Source organism: Coleofasciculus sp. E1-EBD-02 (assembly GCF_040218245.1).
Lineage (GTDB): Bacteria > Cyanobacteriota > Cyanobacteriia > Cyanobacteriales > Coleofasciculaceae > Coleofasciculus.
This window is the reverse complement of the sequence record NZ_JAVJQN010000067.1, coordinates 52,931-72,379: the sequence shown is the minus strand read 5'-3', so window position 1 is coordinate 72,379 and position 19,449 is coordinate 52,931. Positions and strand designations below refer to the sequence as shown.

Genomic DNA, 19,449 nt, shown 5'->3' with positions numbered 1-19,449 from the left:
ACAAATGACTCCGATTTTTACCTACGCTGAAGCCTTAGACTTCCTTGATTTACTCTCTATACCCCTCTCGTTTGCAGAGGGGATAGATTATTTACAAAGGCTTTCGCAACAAGTTATTCTATTGTCGCTGTATCGGGAGTATTTTCCGGCTGAGTGGACTCAATCAACAGCAAGTATCAAACCAGATTCTGAGGGTGGGGAATGCTCTCACAGTCCCAAAGAAATGGAATTACTTCGCCTAGTTGAAGAACGACTCTTTCCCATCGGACTTGAGTGGGAATGGGGTGAGGCGCTGGAGGAGCGAATGTCGTATATTACGGTTTATCCCCACGATTTGGATTGGTATCAACGGGGAATTGATGAGTTTGATGAATTTCACCAGTTCCTTATTTACCTTTTGGGTCAGGAATTTCCAGTTTCGTTATGGCAAGAGCGGTTGGGGATAACCCTAGATTTTGTCCTTCCCGTCGAACAACTGGATTTTGATCGGTTGGAAATTCTCTGTCAATATGCTCCTAAACCCTTAGGCTATTTGTACGACGCCCTGAGTATTGTAGACCATTCGACCAATTGTATTTGGATTGATTCGTGTTGGGAATGTATGGAATATTTTGCCTGGTCAAGGCAAAATTTAGATGGTTTGACCGAACAGTGGAAACTGGCGTTGCAGTTATGGGATAAGGAAAGCCAACTTAGACGCTGGATTGCGGCAGATAAGACCCGATATTTGCCGCTCATTGACCTCTGGAATCAAGCTAAAATGTCATGACACTACTCCCGCCCCTTCCCTCGATTGACCCTTCGATTATTGCCAATTCTCTGATTCACAAGGAAATCAACCATCAATCTCTCTGTCAATTGCTGATTTTAGATGGGCAATATATCGTTCGCTACCAAGAGGGAGAAGCAACCATCACCAAACTCATTTCCCCAGAAGCTGTTCGATTTGCTTTCACTCATCTATCGGTGGATTCAGGATTTCTCCCCCCTGGTGTTGTCCGCTGGGGGAGTGGTTCTGAGGGGGATTGGCTGGTTAAGTTTATCCCTCCTAACCGTTACCTAATCTGCTGCATTCTGGCTGACAAACCTCTCAGACTGGATATTCCGTTACCCGGTTTAATTTTCATGGGGAAGGGAAGTCGTTATTATCTCTGGGCGGTGAAGTCTCGCCACTTCGACAGTCTCGCCGAAGTTTTCCATGTTCCCCTACCGAATGTTTCCCCTTCAGGGGCGATTTGCTTTGGTTCTAACTCTGTTCCCAATGCTTGTTCAGCTACCCTTGACCACGTTTGGCAGCTTTTTCTCTCTAGTCCCTTTAATGGCGATAGTGCCAGTGGGAAATCAAAAGCTTATCCCGATGACGTGCGATCGCACCTTATTACCCTACAGGATGCGGGGAAGAAACGCTACCCACTCCGCGACTTGATCCCATACCGCTCTTATCGGTCTGCTCTAGAATGCGACACTCCTCAGGCTGGCACGGTCGAGGAAGTCATCAACCGAATCCTTTTATGAATAATACCATACCACCTTTGGTGCAATATCTGACTGCCCAATCTGACACATTACCGCCTATCCAGGCTCAGATGGTTGAGTACGTGATAGCTGGTAATGGCGTCTTTAAACGAGGTAAGCGAGTTGGTTTAGAGGTAATGATTCCCATGGCTCAATGTCCAATTGGGGGACTTGCGCCGATTCAACCCTACTTGCATCTAGATTACCCCAAAGTACCTGAACAATTGTTCACAGAAATGCTTGTGCGCTCTCAAGAAGCCTATCCGAATGAAATTCTGTTTTATCTGCACGGGTTGAATGGACAATGGCAACTGGATATCCCGGCTCAAACGGCTACTCCGACCTCGGTTCAACCTGTACTCGGAGCATCTTACCACAATACCTTGATTGAGGTTCACTCTCACCCGACTCTAAGTGCTGATTTCTCCTCTACAGACGACGCTGATGAGACGGGATTCCGGATTTTTGGAGTCTTGGGGACTCTCTTTTCCCAGCCGACGTTTCGGCTGCGAGTTGGATTATATGGTGACTTTTGGCATATTCCAGCTCATTGGATATTTCAAATGCCTCAGCTAATTTTGGATAGAACGACTCAGAAACAATAATGATAGATTCAGAATACAGCCAAGCCCTACCTGTCATGGTAGGAGATTCTCGGTATGTACAATTTATCCTCGTCGGATGTGGCGGAACGGGCGGGTTTCTCTCTCCCAGCCTCGCTCGTTTAATTCTCGCCCTTAACCAAGGGGGAAAGAGGGCTTTTGCTACTTTTGTTGACGCGGATAATGTTGAGTCTAAAAATATACCTCGGCAAAACTTTGTCCAAGCTGAGATGGGATTCAATAAAGCTCAAGTGTTGGCTCGGCGGTACAGTCTGGCTTATGGACTGGAAATTCGGGCAATTGCTTCTTCGTTTGAAGCGGAAATGGTTAAGCCAGAATGGGGGAAAGTGACTGTTGTTATTGGAGCGGTGGACAATGCGGCGGCACGAACGGAAATTGCCAAAACCTTGGAGATTAATCTAAACTATCAAGTTCCTAATATTTGGTGGCTGGATTGCGGTAATCAGGGTAATGGGATACCAGCGGGTCAAGTGCTATTGGGTTCTACCCATTCTCTGACGCTTCAAAATGCTTTTAATCACCCCGATACACCAAATTTTTGCGTCAACCTACCGTCTCCTAGTGTAGTAGCGCCGACATTATTAACGCCTGAAAAAGAAGCTCTGCAATCAAGTCGTTTATCTTGTGCGGAGATGGCTAGGTTAAATCAACAAGCTCTGTTCATTAATCAACGAGTTGCCGCTGAAGCGATAGAAATGTTGGCACAACTAACTCTTACCAGAGGACTGAAGCGTTTTGCTACCTATTTTCATGGGGGAGTTGGTAGCAGCCGTTCTGTGTACAGTTCACCTAATACGCTTGCCAAATTCTTCGACCAATAAGAATTAATACAAACGGCGATATCTTTTAACCGTTTGCTTTTTCAGATTCACTTGCATCATGACATCAATCTCACCATCTGCTTTATCAAACATCGACACCCAAGCAACATTAGAAATTCTGCACAATACTCTATTTCTACAGGAACGTAAAACCGTAAAAACTCAAATTGTCACCGCCATTATTCATCCCTTTCCCAAATCTTCACCCCCTCAATTAGGAGAATTTAAAGTTGGAACACTTGTCCAATACAAGCACAACTACGGCATTGTCTCTAAAATAGATACTAATTCCTACCGACCTATCACCATTGTCTGGGATAGTGTACCTTCTAAAAAACCCGACTCTTTTGCCTACACCAAAGATGAAATCCGGGTACTCCACATCAAACCTCTCCCCAAATTTATCCCCCATCAAACATTTATTTGTCTACCGCCAAAGACAGTCGTTCAGCTAGAAGATGGGGAAATTTTGATGTTCAGCCAACCCAGTTATTTCGGGGTTGAGGCTGTCGAGAAGGATAGCGATCGCATCACGATAAGCAATCGCTGTGAACGACTGATATTCCCACTTTCGGGTTTTCCTGGCTTTGCCATAGCTTGTACTGTACAATTACCGGATCGAGCCAAGTTAGAAGCGGCATCAAGAAGCCTTTCCCCATCTGATCTGAGGATTCGCTGCAAACTTTGGCTGTCGCTTTCTGCTCCCATTAATCTTCTAGAAATAGTTGACATCAATCCTGACTATCAAAATGAGTTAAAATTAAGGCTGATTGATAAGCTCAATCAAAGTGAACGGGAAAAAGAGTACACAATTTTTGACTTAAATGCGGCTTGGGGACAAGCTTGGCAGCAGCATCTTGACCAATTGATGAATAGCCAAGGATTGTACGGACTTAAACCCGGAGATTTAGTGATTAAAGAAGGTTGGGAAAGTCCAGGAACTGTAGTTACTGTTAATCTTATTTTCAGTAAGCCTTTCACTATAGAATGCCACGATACAACCCAAAGTTATAACCGTGGTGAACTCAGTAAAGTTGAAACAGTTTCCCTCTCTGCCAATGTCGTTTATCAACTTTCCGAAGACAAAAGTTATTTTCAAGTAGGAATTGGCTTCCGTACCAAAGCTTTAGCTAAGGCTTGGCTAAAACCCATCAAGCGGCTAGTGGGTCGGCTTTCTAACTTGCAGCGAATTGATTGTCCAGACTATGGGTTGACCGGGAAAAAATGGGAATATTCTGTTGAACGTCCTCGCCACAAAACTCTCTCGAAACGATTAGAGTATCTAAACAAGGTGGCTGACCTAAATCTTGAATAACTTCCTCGGAATCTCTAACAGTAAAACTAAAGCCTTGATTTAATTTTAATATAATAAACAAAAAAAATCCCTGGCTAATCTAGGTAAAATATCTACTATATAGGTAGTTAGTAAAAATATATTTGCCAATGCAAAATGATACAACACAAGCAGTTTTAAGCTTACTGTGGGGTTTTGTACCATGCTTTAAGTGGTTCCCCCTGTACGATACCATTACATAGCTGATACACTCCTGAAAGTTCCAAGCGTCCATGCCACTCTCGATGATGTCCGCCAATCAGTTGACGTTCTCCTAGTACAGTCCAAATTATCTCGAAGTTATTTTCCGAGAGAAAACGAGTAAGTTTTTCTGGGGAAATTAAGACAGTATAGGGACCAACTTCCTCCGCTGATGGGTTGAACGCTACAACCTCATTGGTAGAATCTACAAAACTAAATCGTCCACCAGACCATCGTAGTCCCATGTTTCTAATCAGCCATGCAGATGGTATTAAGGCTGATATTGTGTCGTCAATTGAGCAATCAAATGTTCCATCCTCCCGTAAGTACTCTGTTGTTGTGACAACTACAGAGGGCAAATCATCTCTTCGGCGACTAGGTTGAACCCAATCCTTTGTTTCATTTTTGTCCTTGTAGGATGCAGCCCAAGGGAATTCTCCAAGAAAAACATCGAACATAGACTCTGATTCCGGCATCCATCTTCCCATAAAGTTTTGAATATTGAGCCATTGCAACAGTTCACTGGCGTATTCTCGATGAACGATGTAGCTTCGCACTTGAAACCACATATCTCGTCGCAAGCTATCATACTGATCTTCTTCAATTGGTCCTTGTTCAATCCATCGGTAGTGACCTTCTAGAGTCAGCCACACAGTTCCGTCATTCGGTCGAGTCACTTCGATAAGCTGGCGTGGGTCAGGACAGTCATCCTCTTGTGCTATCCAAGCAATTTGTTCTTGTTTATCAGCCTCATTAAAGGTATATTGAACCAATTGCCACCAGGAAGTGGTTTTGTTGGTGCGATCGCGCTTAGGTAATCGTCGTAATAGAAGTGACGGGTCGATGTCCCGCGTCTCACTGCTAATTTGCCAGGGACCCTCATAACTTTGAGGAGAGTCATCTAAACCAACATCACCGACGAACTCCAAATTGTCTGCGACATGAGCAAGGAATTCATGATAGGCAATCCACTGATATTTCTTGCCTACCCGTTCTGGCTTATTTGCTGAACGTATATCGTTGTAATTTATCCGTCGATCAAAGTTTCCAAATCTTTCAACTGTCCAGCCCAAATCAAAAACTCGCTTCAGAATCCAACGCTGTGCGATGGACAAATCAAATTGGAATTCCTTACCTTTTGGATCTTCTAGATGAGGCAAAACGAACTCATGGAAAATTTTTCTCTTATTGTTCCCAACTGTTCTCAGAAATTTTTTCTCTTCACTGGCAAGTATGCTATCTAATTCTTCATTTGAGATTTCTCCGTCAAAATGTTCCCTCTGTGTTGCAGCATCAAGACGTTTACAGAAAGAAATATTTGAGCGCACTATCTTATATTGTTCTAATACTTTCCTTTGTCTTTCAGTAAGAGATTCAATAAATTCTTCGTATTTTTGCTTTGTAGTTGGCTCGTCACTACGGCGGGAAGACCATTCAAAATCACCATTATTAGTGCCAATGACATATCTAGTAAAATCTCCAAATCCCATAACTGAGTCGTATAAATCCGAACGCGCCCACTCACGGTCATCCATGTTCTCACTCGTTTTGCCATACGACTTTAATTCCTCTTCTGTAGGAATTTCAAGGGGCCAAGCACTTTGATACGGTGGGCGAGTTCGCTCGATGTCTACATGGGTTGGAAGGATGCCACGATGGGCTGCGGCTTCGATAACGCCACGAGCATAATCCCGTAAAAGTATGTGTACTGGTGGTGTGCCAGCCTCGAATACCCATTCATAAACTTTGCTAGCAAGTGTTCCCACTCCCTCAGCTTCGTTGCTAAGCATTGCTACACCGTAAGCTACGGCGTAGAGGCGTTCTAGTATGTAAACATCATTAACGTCCAGGAATTGCTCGATAACCTCCACTAAGACGTGAGGTCTTGGGTGAAGCATGGCAACAAGTGCTTTGGTTGCGCGATCGCGAACGAAGCGATGAGACGTAGTGAGAAACCATGCCAAGGCAATAGCACAAAGTTCAATTGCTTCATCTGAAATGTGCGTTTTCTCTGCTTCCCAAGCCCACTCAAGCAAGCGATCAACTGCACCGCGTTGTTCATATTGGTAAGACAGATAGATAGACCACAGCTCGTCACGCTCAGGCATCTCAAGGCTCATGAGGTGGCAATGGAGCAATTTGGCATTGAAAGGATGCTCTGGGACAGTAGCTACAGTCAATAGTAAGTCGTAGACCGCTTCTGCACCATCCTGTTCCCTAAAAATCTCATTGAGATAGTCTTTGGTTGCCTCAGTTACTTTGGTTGGATCGCGCCAGATAATACTCTGGAGAAAGGCACGCTGCACGACATCCCAAGTTTTAACCTGTGGAGACAATTCCACTAATTCGCACCCAGTCTGTTCTGGTAATTGGACGCTAAGAGCTTCAATCCATCCGCTATTGCGCCATGCTTCCCACTCTTGAGCCAGCAATCTCCCGATCAGCTGATTTGTGTTGAATGATGCTACAGGGTTAGCTCGATCAAGATGGGTATTGAGTAGATAGCGAACAATGATATGATCGCTAAATTTCTCGTAGGGGAACTTTACTGTATCAATCGACTGAAATTCAGAACTTCCCTGTTCTGAAGGCGGGTAAACCATGTCTTCAGCCAGCAATCCCTCACTGAGAAGATTAGCAAACAGCGTCTGCTGATATCCTGTTGCAGGGAGAACTTCATTAACAATTCTCTTTGCTTGTTCTCTTTCCACCCAGGACTCTCCTGTTTGAGCCATGTAAGCAGCAAGCTTGTCCACAGCTTGCCGAACGAGATTAGTTTTTTTGTCATAATCAAGTCGTCTCCAGAGTGTTTCGTGAACAGCATCTATGAAAAAATTGAAGATAGCTGTAATGCCTTTGAGTCCTGTAGGAATTCGAGTTAACTGCCGTTTAAATAGACCCTCACAGAAGATTTTGAGGAAGAGCGGATTGGAAAATTCTGGTACTAATAGGGGGACGTTCGGACGTTCAATTCCATAGTGGTCGAAAAATGTTTTTGTGGCTATGTACTCGTGATTTTCAAAGCCGCGATGCTTGACTTTAACTAATTTATCAGGTGTGAGTCCGTCTGGTATAATAACTCTTTCGTATGAGGTACGGCAGCTTACCGCAAGCCCAATGCGTGGATAATTTTGTAAGACACTGAGAATACCTGAGAGTTCATCTCTCCATAATCGCTTGCCATCGCCCTCGTTAAGAGCATCAATCAAGATGAGCGCACGGCGTCCACAGGCTTGGGCAGCGACATCTAGGGCATCAAGAAACTCATTGCGATCACGAAATGAAAGGTGCAGGCGCTGCATCATTTGAGTCCAGGGTTCGCCTTGATTGAAATGCTGACCCAGCAGAATTACTGTAGGGAGAAATTTGTCGAGCCGACGTTGAGCTACGTCACAAAAAAGATGTGTCTTCCCTGTGCCAGCATTACCCAAAAGCAGGAGCGCTCCTTTGTTAGCTGTTTCAGAGCTGTGACTTGTTGCTAACTCCTTTATTTCTCTGACTACCTCTCGAACTTGTGAGATATGATGGCGAACGCTATCTAGTAACTCTCGTCGAGAGCGATTGTTTTCTTTAGCCTCTGCTGTTTCTGTTCGTTCCTCGTCTGGTGGTGATTCTGTTTCCCATGCTACCCTGTAGCAGTTGTATCCTTTTTCTTTTATCTCTTGAGCCAAGGTAGCAATGTTGGAAAAATCAATCGGTAGGAATTCATTCCTGTCAATTTGTTTCAATGCAGTAGCTAATACACTAACGCTCTGACCTAAGCTTTCTAATCGTTGAGCTATTTCTGGAATTCTCTGATGTAACGTTTCTGAAGGTTTTGCCTTATTCCACTTTCTACAGAGTTGACCGTATAGGTTTTCGATACGGTCAAAAAAGGCATCGGTTCTGCCCAGTCCCTCAAAGACCCAGGCTTCAGGGAGTTCAACGTGAATTTTTGGAGTATAGCGAGCACCAGCAAAGTCTTGGATTTCCTTGAAATGCTGGCGCATCCAGTCGATAGTCAGTTCCTGCTGATGAGGTGGTTGACTACTAAAATAATTGTTGATTGTCTGATGCATATCTCCAGTGGAAAGATTGCCACCCACTGTGAGATTGTTCAGCAGTTCCTGCTGCATTTTTGGATTTAGGTTATCTCTAGGCTGATTAGTTGCCACCTCGGTTTTCCTGGGTTATGTCACCGACTTTTGCATCGCCCCCAACTTGCCAGTTCCTACCTATCAACTGCTTGTCGGAACTCTTTCCTTCTTTGACTTGTGTTATTTTCCCTACCTCTAGCTTGCCCCTTACCCCTAGCCTATCTAGAATCACTTGCACTGCGGGAGATTGGGATTGGATCTGGTTAACGAGTTCTTGTAACTGGGCAGTAAACTCTTGATCTGTCTCCATTTGGCTCACCAGTTCGGCTTGAAGCACTTGCATATTAGCCTCAGTCGGATTGGCTTGTGCCCGTGCCAACAAACCGCCTGTACCTGCCGCTTGTAACTTGGATTGGACTGTCTCACGCGCCGTCTGGATGGCTTGCCCACTTTTTTCCCAGGCGGCTTCGCCTATCTTTTCGCCGACTTTCTCTACGACTTTCTCTAGGACTTTGGGCACTATCAGCGTGGTAACTGCTCCGGCGACAACGGACAAGGGTTCTACCATAATTGATTTTCTGGCTCCAGTGAACTGGGATAAAACTCCACCTACTCCAATCTAATCCAACTTGCAACTCCCCATAGGATGGAAATGACTGCATCAAAACACTATTGAAGTTTATTCAGATTATATCACTTCTGTTTAGGTAGTCATTGTAAAAATAGCCTCAAACCCTTGTACTGTCGTACTGCAAGGATGAGCATTTAAACGGAATTGATATTAAGGCTTGCTTGAACTTCGGCAAGGATAGCCTGAATCGTTGGGTTATCTGGCAACAATTCTAAATCAGCGAGTCCTTCTGCGATCGCTTGCTTAATCACAATAAATCATAGATAAGTTGCGTGTATGTTGTAACCTGCAAAGTGCCTTCACCAGTATTTATATAGGATAATATCGCCTGTTTAATTACAGCATGGAAGTATTACGATGCCACTAATTTGTTAGTGGATTTTTGAAACAGCAGTCATAATGTAAGTTTCCCAATGCATCTGCGATTTGAAGCGATTTTTTTGTTGCCAATTTCTTAGGCTTAGACCTATCATTGTCTCTGTAATAAAGCCTAACTAATTAACTCGAATAGCAAAACTCAATCATTTATCTTGTTTGCCTAAGCTTGAATATAGTTGCGTAGAATTTTTTGACTTGTTGTATGCTTCTTTCTTTTGCTGCTTCGTAGACTAAATCATAGTCATTTTCTAAATTATTTAGCTTTTGATTTACTTCTGTGATAACTTCTTCGTTCAAGTTAGGAAGTTGTTCTCCAGAACTGTATTTCTCTGCTAAGTCCAGCATGACTGTTAGATTTGCTATCCAGGTATAGTACTTTATTATTTGCTCACCATTTTCGTGATCGAGAAGCTCGTCAGCTTTCTTCCATAATTCAATACAAGTATCCACTAAACCATGTATATCTTCGAGTTTTCGTTGAAGCTCAAATTGAGTGTTCCCTTGAAAAACATAATAAAGATAACTCCAAAGCTGAACCGCTGCAATTCCTCGATACTGGTGAGCTATGTCCCCAACTGCTTGTGAAGGACTTGCAAACCTTTCAAAGTCATTGTCACTAGCTTGAAGACTTGCATTCCAAGTGTTTAACCAGTCGGGTATATAAGGAACTTCTTGTAATAAGTTAGCAATAGACTGTTGATATTGCTCAGGAAATGACAGACGTAAATTAACAGCTCTCAAGATGGCTGCAAGGGAATAATAATAAATTCCCTGTTCAGACAACCTTTCTAATATTTGACTCTCAATCTCACCAGGTAAATTACTTACAAGAGACTCCACTTCAAAGGCAACTTGATTTCCACGGTGTCCCCAGTAGTGAGCTGCACGCAATACGAAGAACCATTCATCAGGTTTTGGAGGAGTAGTAGTTTGTTCTAGAGTGTCAGGAAGTAAAGTAGCTATCTCACTTTCTAAATTTTCATAGGTTAGCTCTGGGTGTATATCAGGACGCTTAGAACGTAGGTTACGAACATGATCTAGTAAAAAAATTTGATACCAGACCCACATCTGGCTATCTTCATTAGGAGTTTGATTGGCATTGGCTGCTATTTCTTTTGCTGCCATCATATTGTCAATCGCTTGTTTTCCGTAGAGCCTGTCATTATTGTAGTAAGCATGACCAAGTAACTTACCTATTACAACTTTAGCTTTAGGTTCATTTAGTGGTTTTAGATAATTTTTTAGAGCCTCCATTTTATCAATTGCATTTTCCAAATAGCCTGTATCATAAAGATATTGATGAGATGAATAATAACGGCGGAATAAAAGATCAAGAAATTCAATAAGGGAATTTTCGTCTTGTCCTTCACTCGGTTTCTGAAGCAAATAATTCATCACTTCCCTCAAATGAGGATGAGTAAAATTAGATGATTCTAATATTTGCTTTGCTTGAGATAACATAGCTTCTAGAAATTGACGCTTTATTTGATTTCTTTTGTTATCTATTTCTAATTTGTCTTTAAAAAATTCCCAAATCAGTTGATGTAGGCGGTAGGTATCCTCATTTTTTTTGTCATCTTGAAGCAGATGTAAATCCTCTAACTCAATTCTGGCATCTTCCAAAGCTTCTGCATCTATCTCTAGATCTACACTTTCCACTAATTCCCAAGGAATGGGAACCAAAGCAAACAAACTTAGCAAACATCCCAACTGCTTAACATTACCACTCAATTGCTCCCAGCTCAATTCAAAGGCAGCGGCTACTCCCCGTTCAATGTTCAATATTCGAGTGCGGTCATTCTCAATCACTTCCAAAGATGGGTGTCCTAGTCCTTTTCCCTCCAATCGCCGCAGCATTTCTGCCAGAGAAATCTTCCGCTTCTTCACATAGCGCCCTACCAAATTCAGTGCCAGTGGCAAATAGCCCAGCCTTTGACACAGCTCTTTGGCATCTGCTAACTCATGGTTAATCTTTTGTGTTCCGACCCACTCCCGTAAAAGTTCCAACGCGACTGACTCATCTAACACATCGAGTGTCAATGACTGGGGAAGATCTAACTGTAACCGCGTTGTGATTAACACCTTAAACCGGGAGGGTTGGGGTGGCAAGTATGGCTCCACCTTTGGGTAATCGTTGACATCATCTAACACCACCAGCACGTTTCCTTCATGCCAGCGCGACCAGCAGAAATCAATTTGTCTCGGTAAGTCCCAGTCCTCCGGAGGGTTGACGCTCAATTTGGCTTGAGCAAACCGCACTATCTGAATGCCAACATCTTCGTCCCTCGCCCGTAGCCAACAGATACCGCCTGGATAGGTGAGCAACAGCAAATGAAGCAGAGCATACTGGGTTGCCAGTTCCGTTTTGCCGACTCCGCCCATACCTTCAATGGCAGCAATCACCACTTGGTTATTCTGCTGCACCATTTCGTGTAGGTTTTCAAGCGCCTCTGCACGTCCCACAAACTTGACTGTGCCACTGCGAGGAAGATTGTGGGGTATCCCAGTTGGCTTGAAAGAGTCGGGCTGTTTGACAATAACCAGCAAATTCAAAATCTGGGTAATGTCCCCTGTTGTTAAGTTGCCGCCAACTTGAATATCCTTGAGAATGCTTTGCAAAACCTGTTCGGGCGTTTGGCGATCGCTCGTCAATTTAATCCTCCTGAGTCAAGTCACTTGGATTAAAATCACCGCTCATATAGAACATTTTATGCCTCTATTTTGGAAAAGCGTTCAACAAAATGACAACCCTTTGAAAGATAATGCCACCCAGTTAATTGGTAAACTTGCAAATTAACCATACTGAATCCTTGATTTACCGTTCTTTAGCCAAGACACAATTTTTAATTTTTTATCATCTCTTTACTCACATCTCGGATAAGTTGATTGCTAAACAAAACTATTGATGAAGTGCCGAACTTCGTCGATGAAATCTTCGATCTTGTACGATAACGAGGCGTTGTCAGAGTGCTTGTGGAAACCTCCCCCACCTCAAACGCGACTGCTCAAAAAAGGGCGAAACGTTCTACTCAAGACAATGAACTCGCCCTACAACTTCCACAACCTTCCCCAAACCAAAGGCATAAAAACCCAACTCCAAAAGAACATCCACGCTGTCAAACTCCTCCAACAACTCCAACGAGAAAACCGAAAACCCACCGAAGACGAACGCCACCAACTCGCCGCCTTCGTCGGATGGGGAACCGTCGCTAGTGCCATCAACCGGGATACCCTGGAACTGCTACCCGATAATGACCTCAATACCGACAACGCCTTCCAAACGCCTCAAGACATTATAGAAGCCATCTGGAGTGTTCTAGAAAACCTGGGCTTCAAATCAGGACGCATCCTGGAACCCGCCAGTAACATTGGTTCATTCCCCGGACTTCAACCCTCAGACTATCGCCACCAATCTGAGTGGGTTCTCATTGAAATCGACCCTATTGCCAGCGCGATCGCTCGTCACCTCCACCCCGATGCTATAGTATATGGCAGTAGCACCAGCACCAAAATCGGCTTTCAACACGTCGAACTCCCTGCCAACAGCTTCGACCTGATTATCTCCAACTTTCCCTTCGGAACTACCGCCCCCTTTGACCCCAAATACAACCCAGTTGTCAGCAACTTGCACAACTACTTCTGGGCAAAAAGCTGGGACGCATTGCGAAACGGTGGCATTATTGCCGCAATAACCTCCACTGGAACTCTGGACTCAACCCCAGAATTCTGCCACTATTTAGCATCCCTTGGGGCAAAATTAATCGGAGCCGTGCGCTTACCCAACAATGCCTTCAAAAGCGCCAACACCTCAGTCACCGCTGACCTGATTATCCTGCAAAAGAGTGACCCCCCTCAAGAAAGTACCCAATGGGGAGAAACCATTGATAGTCCCCTTACCAACTCTACAGGGAAGCCAATCCCCATCAACCGCTACTTCCAAGACCATCCCGAAAGGGTACTGGGAACCCTGACCCATTGTAAACTCTATGGTAGCGATCGCGTCGCCGTCGCCCCCGACTCTCGCCCCCTCAAATCAGCCATTATTAATGCCTTCCGTTCCTGTCCAAGCACCTATCGAACCAATAGGTACTACGGGATTCTTACCTATTCGGAAACACCTGAACTAAGCTATAAACCGTTCGTACAATTTTATAGCTAACACAAGTGTTTTCAGCGCTCACGCGCCTGCCATAAAAGTGCCAGGACTAGAAAGTTTCTGGCACGTTTTAATCTTTAAACCGTTCAACCATGCAAATTCAACGATACCGCTTAAATCGAGCATCAGGACACATCTATCGAGTAATGGAGTCCCCCTTCCGCCTAGAAGACGTTGGAGAATCCCTAGACATGATAATTCTCCATGCCACACCACCCGTTCGAGGCGAACCCTTTCCCAATATGCCAGAGCAAGATTGGATTGGGTTGTGCTTTTTAAATGCTGAACTGAATTGGTCATTTACTTTACTCAATAGTGGCAAATCCAATGCTTTGTCTTCATTTTTACACTACACCACAGAACGTGAAATATCCTCGGTTCTTACTAAGGTTACTTTAATCCCCCAAACATCTCGTCGGGGTAATCATTGGTTTGGCTATGCCTTTGAAGCGTTACCGTTGCCTGACGTGAATCTCCCACAACTTTTAAAGCGCCATTCTACATTGCCCCTGATTGACCCCACCGTGGACTTGGAATTTCCTCCCGCTAACTGGGATGAGCTTTTACTCCGACTAAATTCTCAAGCCATTGCCACTCAGAAAATGAACTCATTGAGTTACGACACAGAAGATTTGGAAACCCGTTCAAAATTTGTTATTTGGAATTAGTTTAAGAAAGCAGAGGGCATAAATCATAAAGAATTCAACTCTAATTTCGGACAAGATAAAACCTTGACCGAAATCGCACTCTATTCATTTGTAATAGGGGCGCTTCCGCGCTGCAAAAAGAGCGAAATTAAAATGGATAGCGCCCCATGCACTACTACCTTAATGAAAATCTTCTGAACTTACTAGAAAAAGACCCAAACCAGTTCCGCAAAGTCTACCAAGGGTGGGTCGCTCCTACGATACCCCCACAACAAAAAGAGCGGCTGGAGTTGGGACGGCAGTTCCACCAAATCATCAGACAGCACCTAATGGGTTTACCCGTGGACTCATTGTTGGCAAATTACCCTCAGCTTAAGCATTGGGTTAATCAGCTAAGCCAAAATGCGCCGGAAATCTTTGAGAGAAGTCCGGAGAACAGGAAAACTTGGGATGAGCAAATACAGGTAATGTATGGTGACATTATTTTGTCGTCAACTTGTGATTTAATCATCCGAAATTACCAATCTGCTCAAATTATTGATTGGACAGTTTACCCAATTCACCAAGAGTATCTAGAAAACAGTTGGCATACACAGCTTAAACTCTATCTTTTAGCTGACACTGACACCTATTTAGCTGAAGAGATTTCATTAACCTATTGGCTCCTCACAGATGAAGTGTCACCCAAATGTCTGAGATTTGGCTACAGTCAGGAACAACACGATGCATTTAAAGACCGGCTTGAAGCAACCCTGAGCCAACTGAGGGAGCCAAGTGGAATCAATACGTCTACCCCAACCGACCAAGACCCTCTCACCGCGTTTCTTCAAGGTCAACTATCTGCAAAAGATTATGTAGTTTCCATTCCAGAAGTTGAACTCTAATCCATGACTCAAAACTCAATAACCGTCAAACGAATTGATTTGACTCCTGATGGGTGGCGATTTAACATCCTCTCGAAAAGAATTGCCACCATTACCGCCCCAGATGGTTCCAGAAAGGTTTCCTATTTTGGCTTTGAAACAGAGACGGAAGCCAAAACCTTCAGGGATGCTATTCTGACTCATTCACTCTGCACCAGTGCTGTTGTTAGACCTTCGGAAAGGCTGACCACAGTTTGGGAATGCAAAGCCTGGGGAATCCCCACCGAACTTATTTGCTACTTAATTAATCGCAGCAATCCCCACGGTTCAAAAACTAACGCTTTGAACTTTATCGCCCAGCCATCCGATTAATTTTTACTTCCTAGTGCTTTTTACACCCAAACAACTCCTGCGATGAGCCAAACTTTACCTCTATTCAACCTAGAAACATCAGCCTCTACTCCCTGTCTCAGTCCAAGTACAATAGCTGCCATTAAAGCCCTTCTAAAAATGGGGATGGATAAGCAATTTTCCGCTTGTTTGCTAGAATTAGCCGGATGCAGCCTTCCTCACCAAAGATACTTAGCCGGACCTATTATTACCCACAATAGCGGTTGGCAAGATACGATTCCCCAGTGGCTACTTGAAGCCATTCCCCTAGCTCGATTTGAATCAATCGCCACCGAAATCGACGCTGGGGAAATCGGTGAACTAGCAACGCCTGAAGAAGCTCTGGCAGTTATGTACCCTGCCACCATGCAAGCTCCGTTATCACATCGCTGGTACGAAGTTTATATGTATCTGGGTAATCAAGTTTTGACCCAACATCAAAAACTGCCACCGGGTCAAACATTCTGGGAATTAATGGGCATAAATCATCCTATTACTTATGCCCAAATTCGTCAAGACTATGAAGAATTAGCACGGGACATCCGCCAGCGAGTGGTACTCCTCGCCGCTGAGCGAGGAGTAGGAAAGCGCCAGCGCAAATCCTTAAGAACAAATCAACACCAGCCAGTCGAACAGGTACAACCCGAACCGACAAGTTTCCAGCAGTTATCCTTGTTTGATTAGCCACATCTAATTTTCAATAGTTACCCAAAATGCAGCCAACCAATAAACCTTCAGTTAATTGGCAGGAATTCTTTGAGACTTTAGGAGCTATATACTGGCATATCGACTACTATCAATTCCTCCAATTAACGGGTTTGGATGAATCTGACTATGCCCTCAACAAATTTAAAACCATCCAGGCAGCCATCAAAGGGTTGTCCTGTCTAGATAATTATTCATGGCAGCGATTAATCCAGGGAATTGAAGGTATTAAAAATGAAAAAATTGCCAGATCCCGTGAGAGACTTTCTCAAACAAACGGGCAGAATACCACTGCTGACTGAGGAAGGTGACTCCGAAGAAACAATAACGCTCATTAACCCATGATTGCAACGACCAGCGCCCTTATCAAAGCGGGGCAATTGCCTCTTTTAGGGCGCATTTCTTCGACCTCAAATATCCCAACCCGCGACGTTATTGCGGTGTACTCTACAACCCCACCCTCACGACAAGAACCCCTCACCAACTCAGGGGGATTTGAGCTAGGCGATATGGTAACCCAAGGAACCCATTATGGAGTGGTAACTAAATTGGATAACTCCTATCGCCCCGTTACCATTACTTGGGATATTGTTAAAGGTGAAACCCAGCCCTTCTCCTTCGCCTATACCCTAGATGAAATTCAAGTTCTCAACATATCAAGAGTTCCCAAATACGTTGCCAATGAAACGCTTGTAGAACTACCACATTACACCACAATACAACTTACTTCTGGAGAACGGGTACAATTTAGGACATCAGCTTACTTCTTAGTTAAATTGGATTCAGAACAAAAGCGTTAGCTAAAGCCTGGATGCGTCCCGTTAAAAGATTAGTGGGATATCTGGGGCATCTGGTTGAATGCTATTGTCCCCAATTGCAACATACTGGCAAAAAATACGAATATTGGGTTGAGAAGCCCCGGCACAAAACCCTCAAAAAGAGGTTTGAGTATTTGCAAAAAGTGGCTGAACTTGACTTGGAAAAGATGCCCACAGATTAATGTGACGTACCCAGCACCGCCTGTTCCTTCGCAACTCTGGCGGAGGACAGCGTGGGGCTTCCGGCGTATCATATTTACCAGACTGTCCCAGTTTCTGACAGCTTGTGGAACTGAGATGAACTGCCCAGCTCAAACATCAACTGATGACCGACCCCAAGGATTACGACGTCGTTATGGGTGGGCAAACACCCAATCCTATCGGCTCCTTAGTTTTAGGAGGAATTGACGGAGTTCAACAACAACTTGCCAGTTCTAGTGAGGAAACCCGATGTGCTGCTCTTTTCAAAGCATTGCAATACCCAGACCAAGGGAAAACCCTTGTCATCAAAGCATTGCACGATTCGGCGTGGCAGGTACGGTGGACAGCGTATCGCTTGCTGATGCGCCTGGAGGAAGTCGATGGCATTAGCCAAGCGGATGCAAACGAAGCCAAATATCGCCAGCACTACCCAGATTTTAGGCGTTCTGAATCAACTGAAGTACATTCACTTGCCAAAAATCACCTGAAGTCCTATTTGGAGGAAGAACTGGGGCAGTACAGCGGTGCTATTGTCGGTACTGATTTCCCCCTGCGTGTAGCGCCTAACCACGATAGGATTGCCGATGTTGTTGCTATATTCCCAACCGGGTATATGGTTGCGTTAATGGTAGCAACAGAACCCATCAAACCCCAAGAATTAAACTATCAATCAACGGCATTGTTTAATGCTGGAGTTGATGTCATCTGGTGGTTAGGCGAAAAAGCGGATACCTTGAGGAATAGGCAATGGTCATTCCAATACTGTGATTGGACTTATATTTTGAATTTCTCAACCTGTCCGATTACCGACAACAGAAAACAATCTGAGGTAGAGTTTAAGGAATTAAGTCAATATAGTTTTAATCATTTAACTGACAAAATTAAAAGAATTAATTGGCTCCTCCAGTATATGGATTTTGGGAGTTATCCGGAGGAGTTGATGGAAGAAAAAGAATCCTTACAAAATTTATTACAAAGTGGTCAAAGCACCAACGGGCTGGGTCACTCAATTTTTATCCGAGCCATTCGGCAAACTTTCCACACTTGGAGACGGCTGAACAATGCCCAGTTAAAACGAGGGTTGCTGATTCAGAATAAAGGGATAAGAAGTTTTGGCGGCGTGCTGGGTTCACTCAACAGTCATAACCATCATACCAGAGTAACAGCGATCGCTAAGATGAATGATGGATATTGGCAAGTCACAGACGACGAGCAACTGATGAATTCTTATTTGGGGTTCCCGCGCAAGTTATTCCCTCCAAGTGGTGTTCAAGCCATGAAACACAGAGCGCATACTATTGCCAAAATTAAAGCAGCATCCCAGGCTTTGATGGCTAAGGATTGATTGTTAGTAAGTCTATTTTTACTTTCCCAATCGGCGAGGGCGCTGTCGCGCTGCTACTTGTGAACAGAACCCAAGGAAAAATGATTCTTTCTACAGTAGATGTCAGTGAACCCCCAGAAACTGGCGAACTAACCCTCACTGAATTAGAAGCCCAATTCCGTACCTTTACCCTGAGAGAACTCTGCTTTGAAGCGGCAAACCTAGCCGAACTAATTGTAGCAACTCCCGATGACCAGTTACTCAACCAGATTCAATCTTGGATAGCCGAGGCTACCGAATCCAAGGTGGATGGGTATTGCTTTGCTGCTGATTCTATTAAGAATGATATCGAACTCTGGAAGCTTAAGAAAGAGCATCTAATAAAAATGTGCGACCAGATAATTGAGCGCAAAGAGTCAGAGTTGGATGCTATGAAACAGGGTTTAATCCAACTTGAGCAAATAGGTCTGGTTGATAGTTATCTGGTTGGCAAAACTCGCACTATTGAAATCCGCGATAACAGCCGACCCAAAGTGACGCTCAAACTGTCGCCCGATAACCCACTGTTTCCCGACCAGTTCAAAGCTACTCGTACCCGCACAGTTGCCCTCACAGATGAGATTGCGGCTGCTTATGCAGCCGGAGTAGACGTTAGCGCCATCGCAGATGTCACCCTTGGCAAACAAGTGCGATTCAAGCTGCGACCCAAACGAATCAAGAACAAGCGGTGAAGTCAACACCCAAGTGTTCCTGTATCCGAAATTGAC

18 protein-coding genes are annotated in these 19,449 nt (G+C 44.2%); 15 read left to right on the top strand and 3 right to left on the bottom strand.

All coding sequences use genetic code 11. The features are described 5' to 3' along the window. The first annotated feature begins 4 nt into the window (after positions 1-4). From RIC07_RS11655 to RIC07_RS11635, 5 genes are read left to right on the top strand one after another with little or no spacing between them, the layout of a single operon-like run. Positions 5-769: a hypothetical protein gene (locus RIC07_RS11655; RefSeq protein WP_446394672.1), complete on the top strand. Its 765-nt coding sequence runs from the start codon at positions 5-7 to the stop codon at positions 767-769. Beyond that, a complete protein-coding gene (locus RIC07_RS11650; RefSeq protein ID WP_446394671.1) occupies positions 766-1,515 on the top strand; it encodes a hypothetical protein in 750 nt (249 codons plus the stop codon). The genes RIC07_RS11655 and RIC07_RS11650 overlap by 4 nt, the downstream gene beginning before the upstream one ends. Further along, positions 1,512-2,120, top strand: coding sequence for a Mov34/MPN/PAD-1 family protein (locus tag RIC07_RS11645; protein WP_446394670.1), 609 nt, complete (start codon positions 1,512-1,514; stop codon positions 2,118-2,120). Before RIC07_RS11650 ends, RIC07_RS11645 begins: the two co-directional genes overlap by 4 nt. Next, positions 2,120-2,959, top strand: a complete 840-nt coding sequence (locus RIC07_RS11640) for a ThiF family adenylyltransferase (RefSeq protein ID WP_446394669.1) — start codon at positions 2,120-2,122, stop codon at positions 2,957-2,959. Before RIC07_RS11645 ends, RIC07_RS11640 begins: the two co-directional genes overlap by 1 nt. 58 nt (positions 2,960-3,017) lie before the next feature. Beyond that, complete coding sequence (locus RIC07_RS11635) at positions 3,018-4,274, top strand: hypothetical protein (protein WP_446394668.1); 1,257 nt, start codon at positions 3,018-3,020, stop codon at positions 4,272-4,274. Between the two features lie 161 nt (positions 4,275-4,435). On the opposite strand, the gene avs2 is transcribed toward RIC07_RS11635, so the two are convergent. The 3 genes from avs2 to RIC07_RS11620 form a co-directional block, all read right to left on the bottom strand. Then, positions 4,436-8,647 carry an AVAST type 2 anti-phage system protein Avs2 gene (gene avs2, locus RIC07_RS11630; RefSeq protein WP_446394667.1) on the bottom strand — a complete coding sequence of 1,404 codons (4,212 nt, stop codon included), beginning with the start codon at positions 8,645-8,647 and terminating at the stop codon, positions 4,436-4,438. Next, a complete protein-coding gene (locus tag RIC07_RS11625) occupies positions 8,637-9,137 on the bottom strand; it encodes a Fis family transcriptional regulator (RefSeq protein WP_446394666.1) in 501 nt (166 codons plus the stop codon). Before RIC07_RS11625 ends, avs2 begins: the two co-directional genes overlap by 11 nt. Positions 9,138-9,725: 588 nt before the next feature. Next, positions 9,726-12,230: an NB-ARC domain-containing protein gene (locus RIC07_RS11620; RefSeq protein WP_446394665.1), complete on the bottom strand. Its 2,505-nt coding sequence runs from the start codon at positions 12,228-12,230 to the stop codon at positions 9,726-9,728. Between the two features lie 274 nt (positions 12,231-12,504). Here RIC07_RS11620 and RIC07_RS11615 point away from each other — a divergent pair, with 274 nt between their 5' ends. From RIC07_RS11615 to RIC07_RS11570, 10 genes are all read left to right on the top strand, one after another. Next, complete coding sequence (locus tag RIC07_RS11615) at positions 12,505-13,737, top strand: hypothetical protein (RefSeq protein ID WP_446394664.1); 1,233 nt, start codon at positions 12,505-12,507, stop codon at positions 13,735-13,737. An 89-nt stretch (positions 13,738-13,826) separates the two neighbouring features. Then, positions 13,827-14,402, top strand: coding sequence for a hypothetical protein (locus tag RIC07_RS11610; protein WP_446394663.1), 576 nt, complete (start codon positions 13,827-13,829; stop codon positions 14,400-14,402). Between the two features lie 146 nt (positions 14,403-14,548). Continuing rightward, complete coding sequence (locus RIC07_RS11605; RefSeq protein ID WP_446394662.1) at positions 14,549-15,265, top strand: PD-(D/E)XK nuclease family protein; 717 nt, start codon at positions 14,549-14,551, stop codon at positions 15,263-15,265. 3 nt (positions 15,266-15,268) lie between these two features. Continuing rightward, the gene (locus RIC07_RS11600; RefSeq protein ID WP_446394661.1) at positions 15,269-15,616 is read left to right on the top strand and encodes a hypothetical protein; all 348 of its coding nucleotides are present in this window, start codon (positions 15,269-15,271) and stop codon (positions 15,614-15,616) included. Between the two features lie 42 nt (positions 15,617-15,658). Beyond that, positions 15,659-16,318, top strand: coding sequence for a hypothetical protein (locus tag RIC07_RS11595; RefSeq protein ID WP_446394660.1), 660 nt, complete (start codon positions 15,659-15,661; stop codon positions 16,316-16,318). Positions 16,319-16,573: 255 nt separating this feature from the next. Then, positions 16,574-16,684, top strand: a complete 111-nt coding sequence (locus tag RIC07_RS11590) for a sigma-70 factor domain-containing protein (protein ID WP_446394659.1) — start codon at positions 16,574-16,576, stop codon at positions 16,682-16,684. Beyond that, complete coding sequence (locus tag RIC07_RS11585) at positions 16,681-17,139, top strand: hypothetical protein (RefSeq protein WP_446394658.1); 459 nt, start codon at positions 16,681-16,683, stop codon at positions 17,137-17,139. The genes RIC07_RS11590 and RIC07_RS11585 overlap by 4 nt, the downstream gene beginning before the upstream one ends. Before the next feature lie 11 nt (positions 17,140-17,150). Continuing rightward, complete coding sequence (locus tag RIC07_RS11580) at positions 17,151-17,339, top strand: hypothetical protein (RefSeq protein WP_446394657.1); 189 nt, start codon at positions 17,151-17,153, stop codon at positions 17,337-17,339. A 173-nt stretch (positions 17,340-17,512) separates the two neighbouring features. Next, a complete protein-coding gene (locus tag RIC07_RS11575; protein ID WP_446394656.1) occupies positions 17,513-18,703 on the top strand; it encodes a hypothetical protein in 1,191 nt (396 codons plus the stop codon). An 80-nt stretch (positions 18,704-18,783) separates the two neighbouring features. Then, positions 18,784-19,413: a siphovirus Gp157 family protein gene (locus RIC07_RS11570; RefSeq protein WP_446394655.1), complete on the top strand. Its 630-nt coding sequence runs from the start codon at positions 18,784-18,786 to the stop codon at positions 19,411-19,413. Positions 19,414-19,449 lie beyond the last annotated feature (36 nt).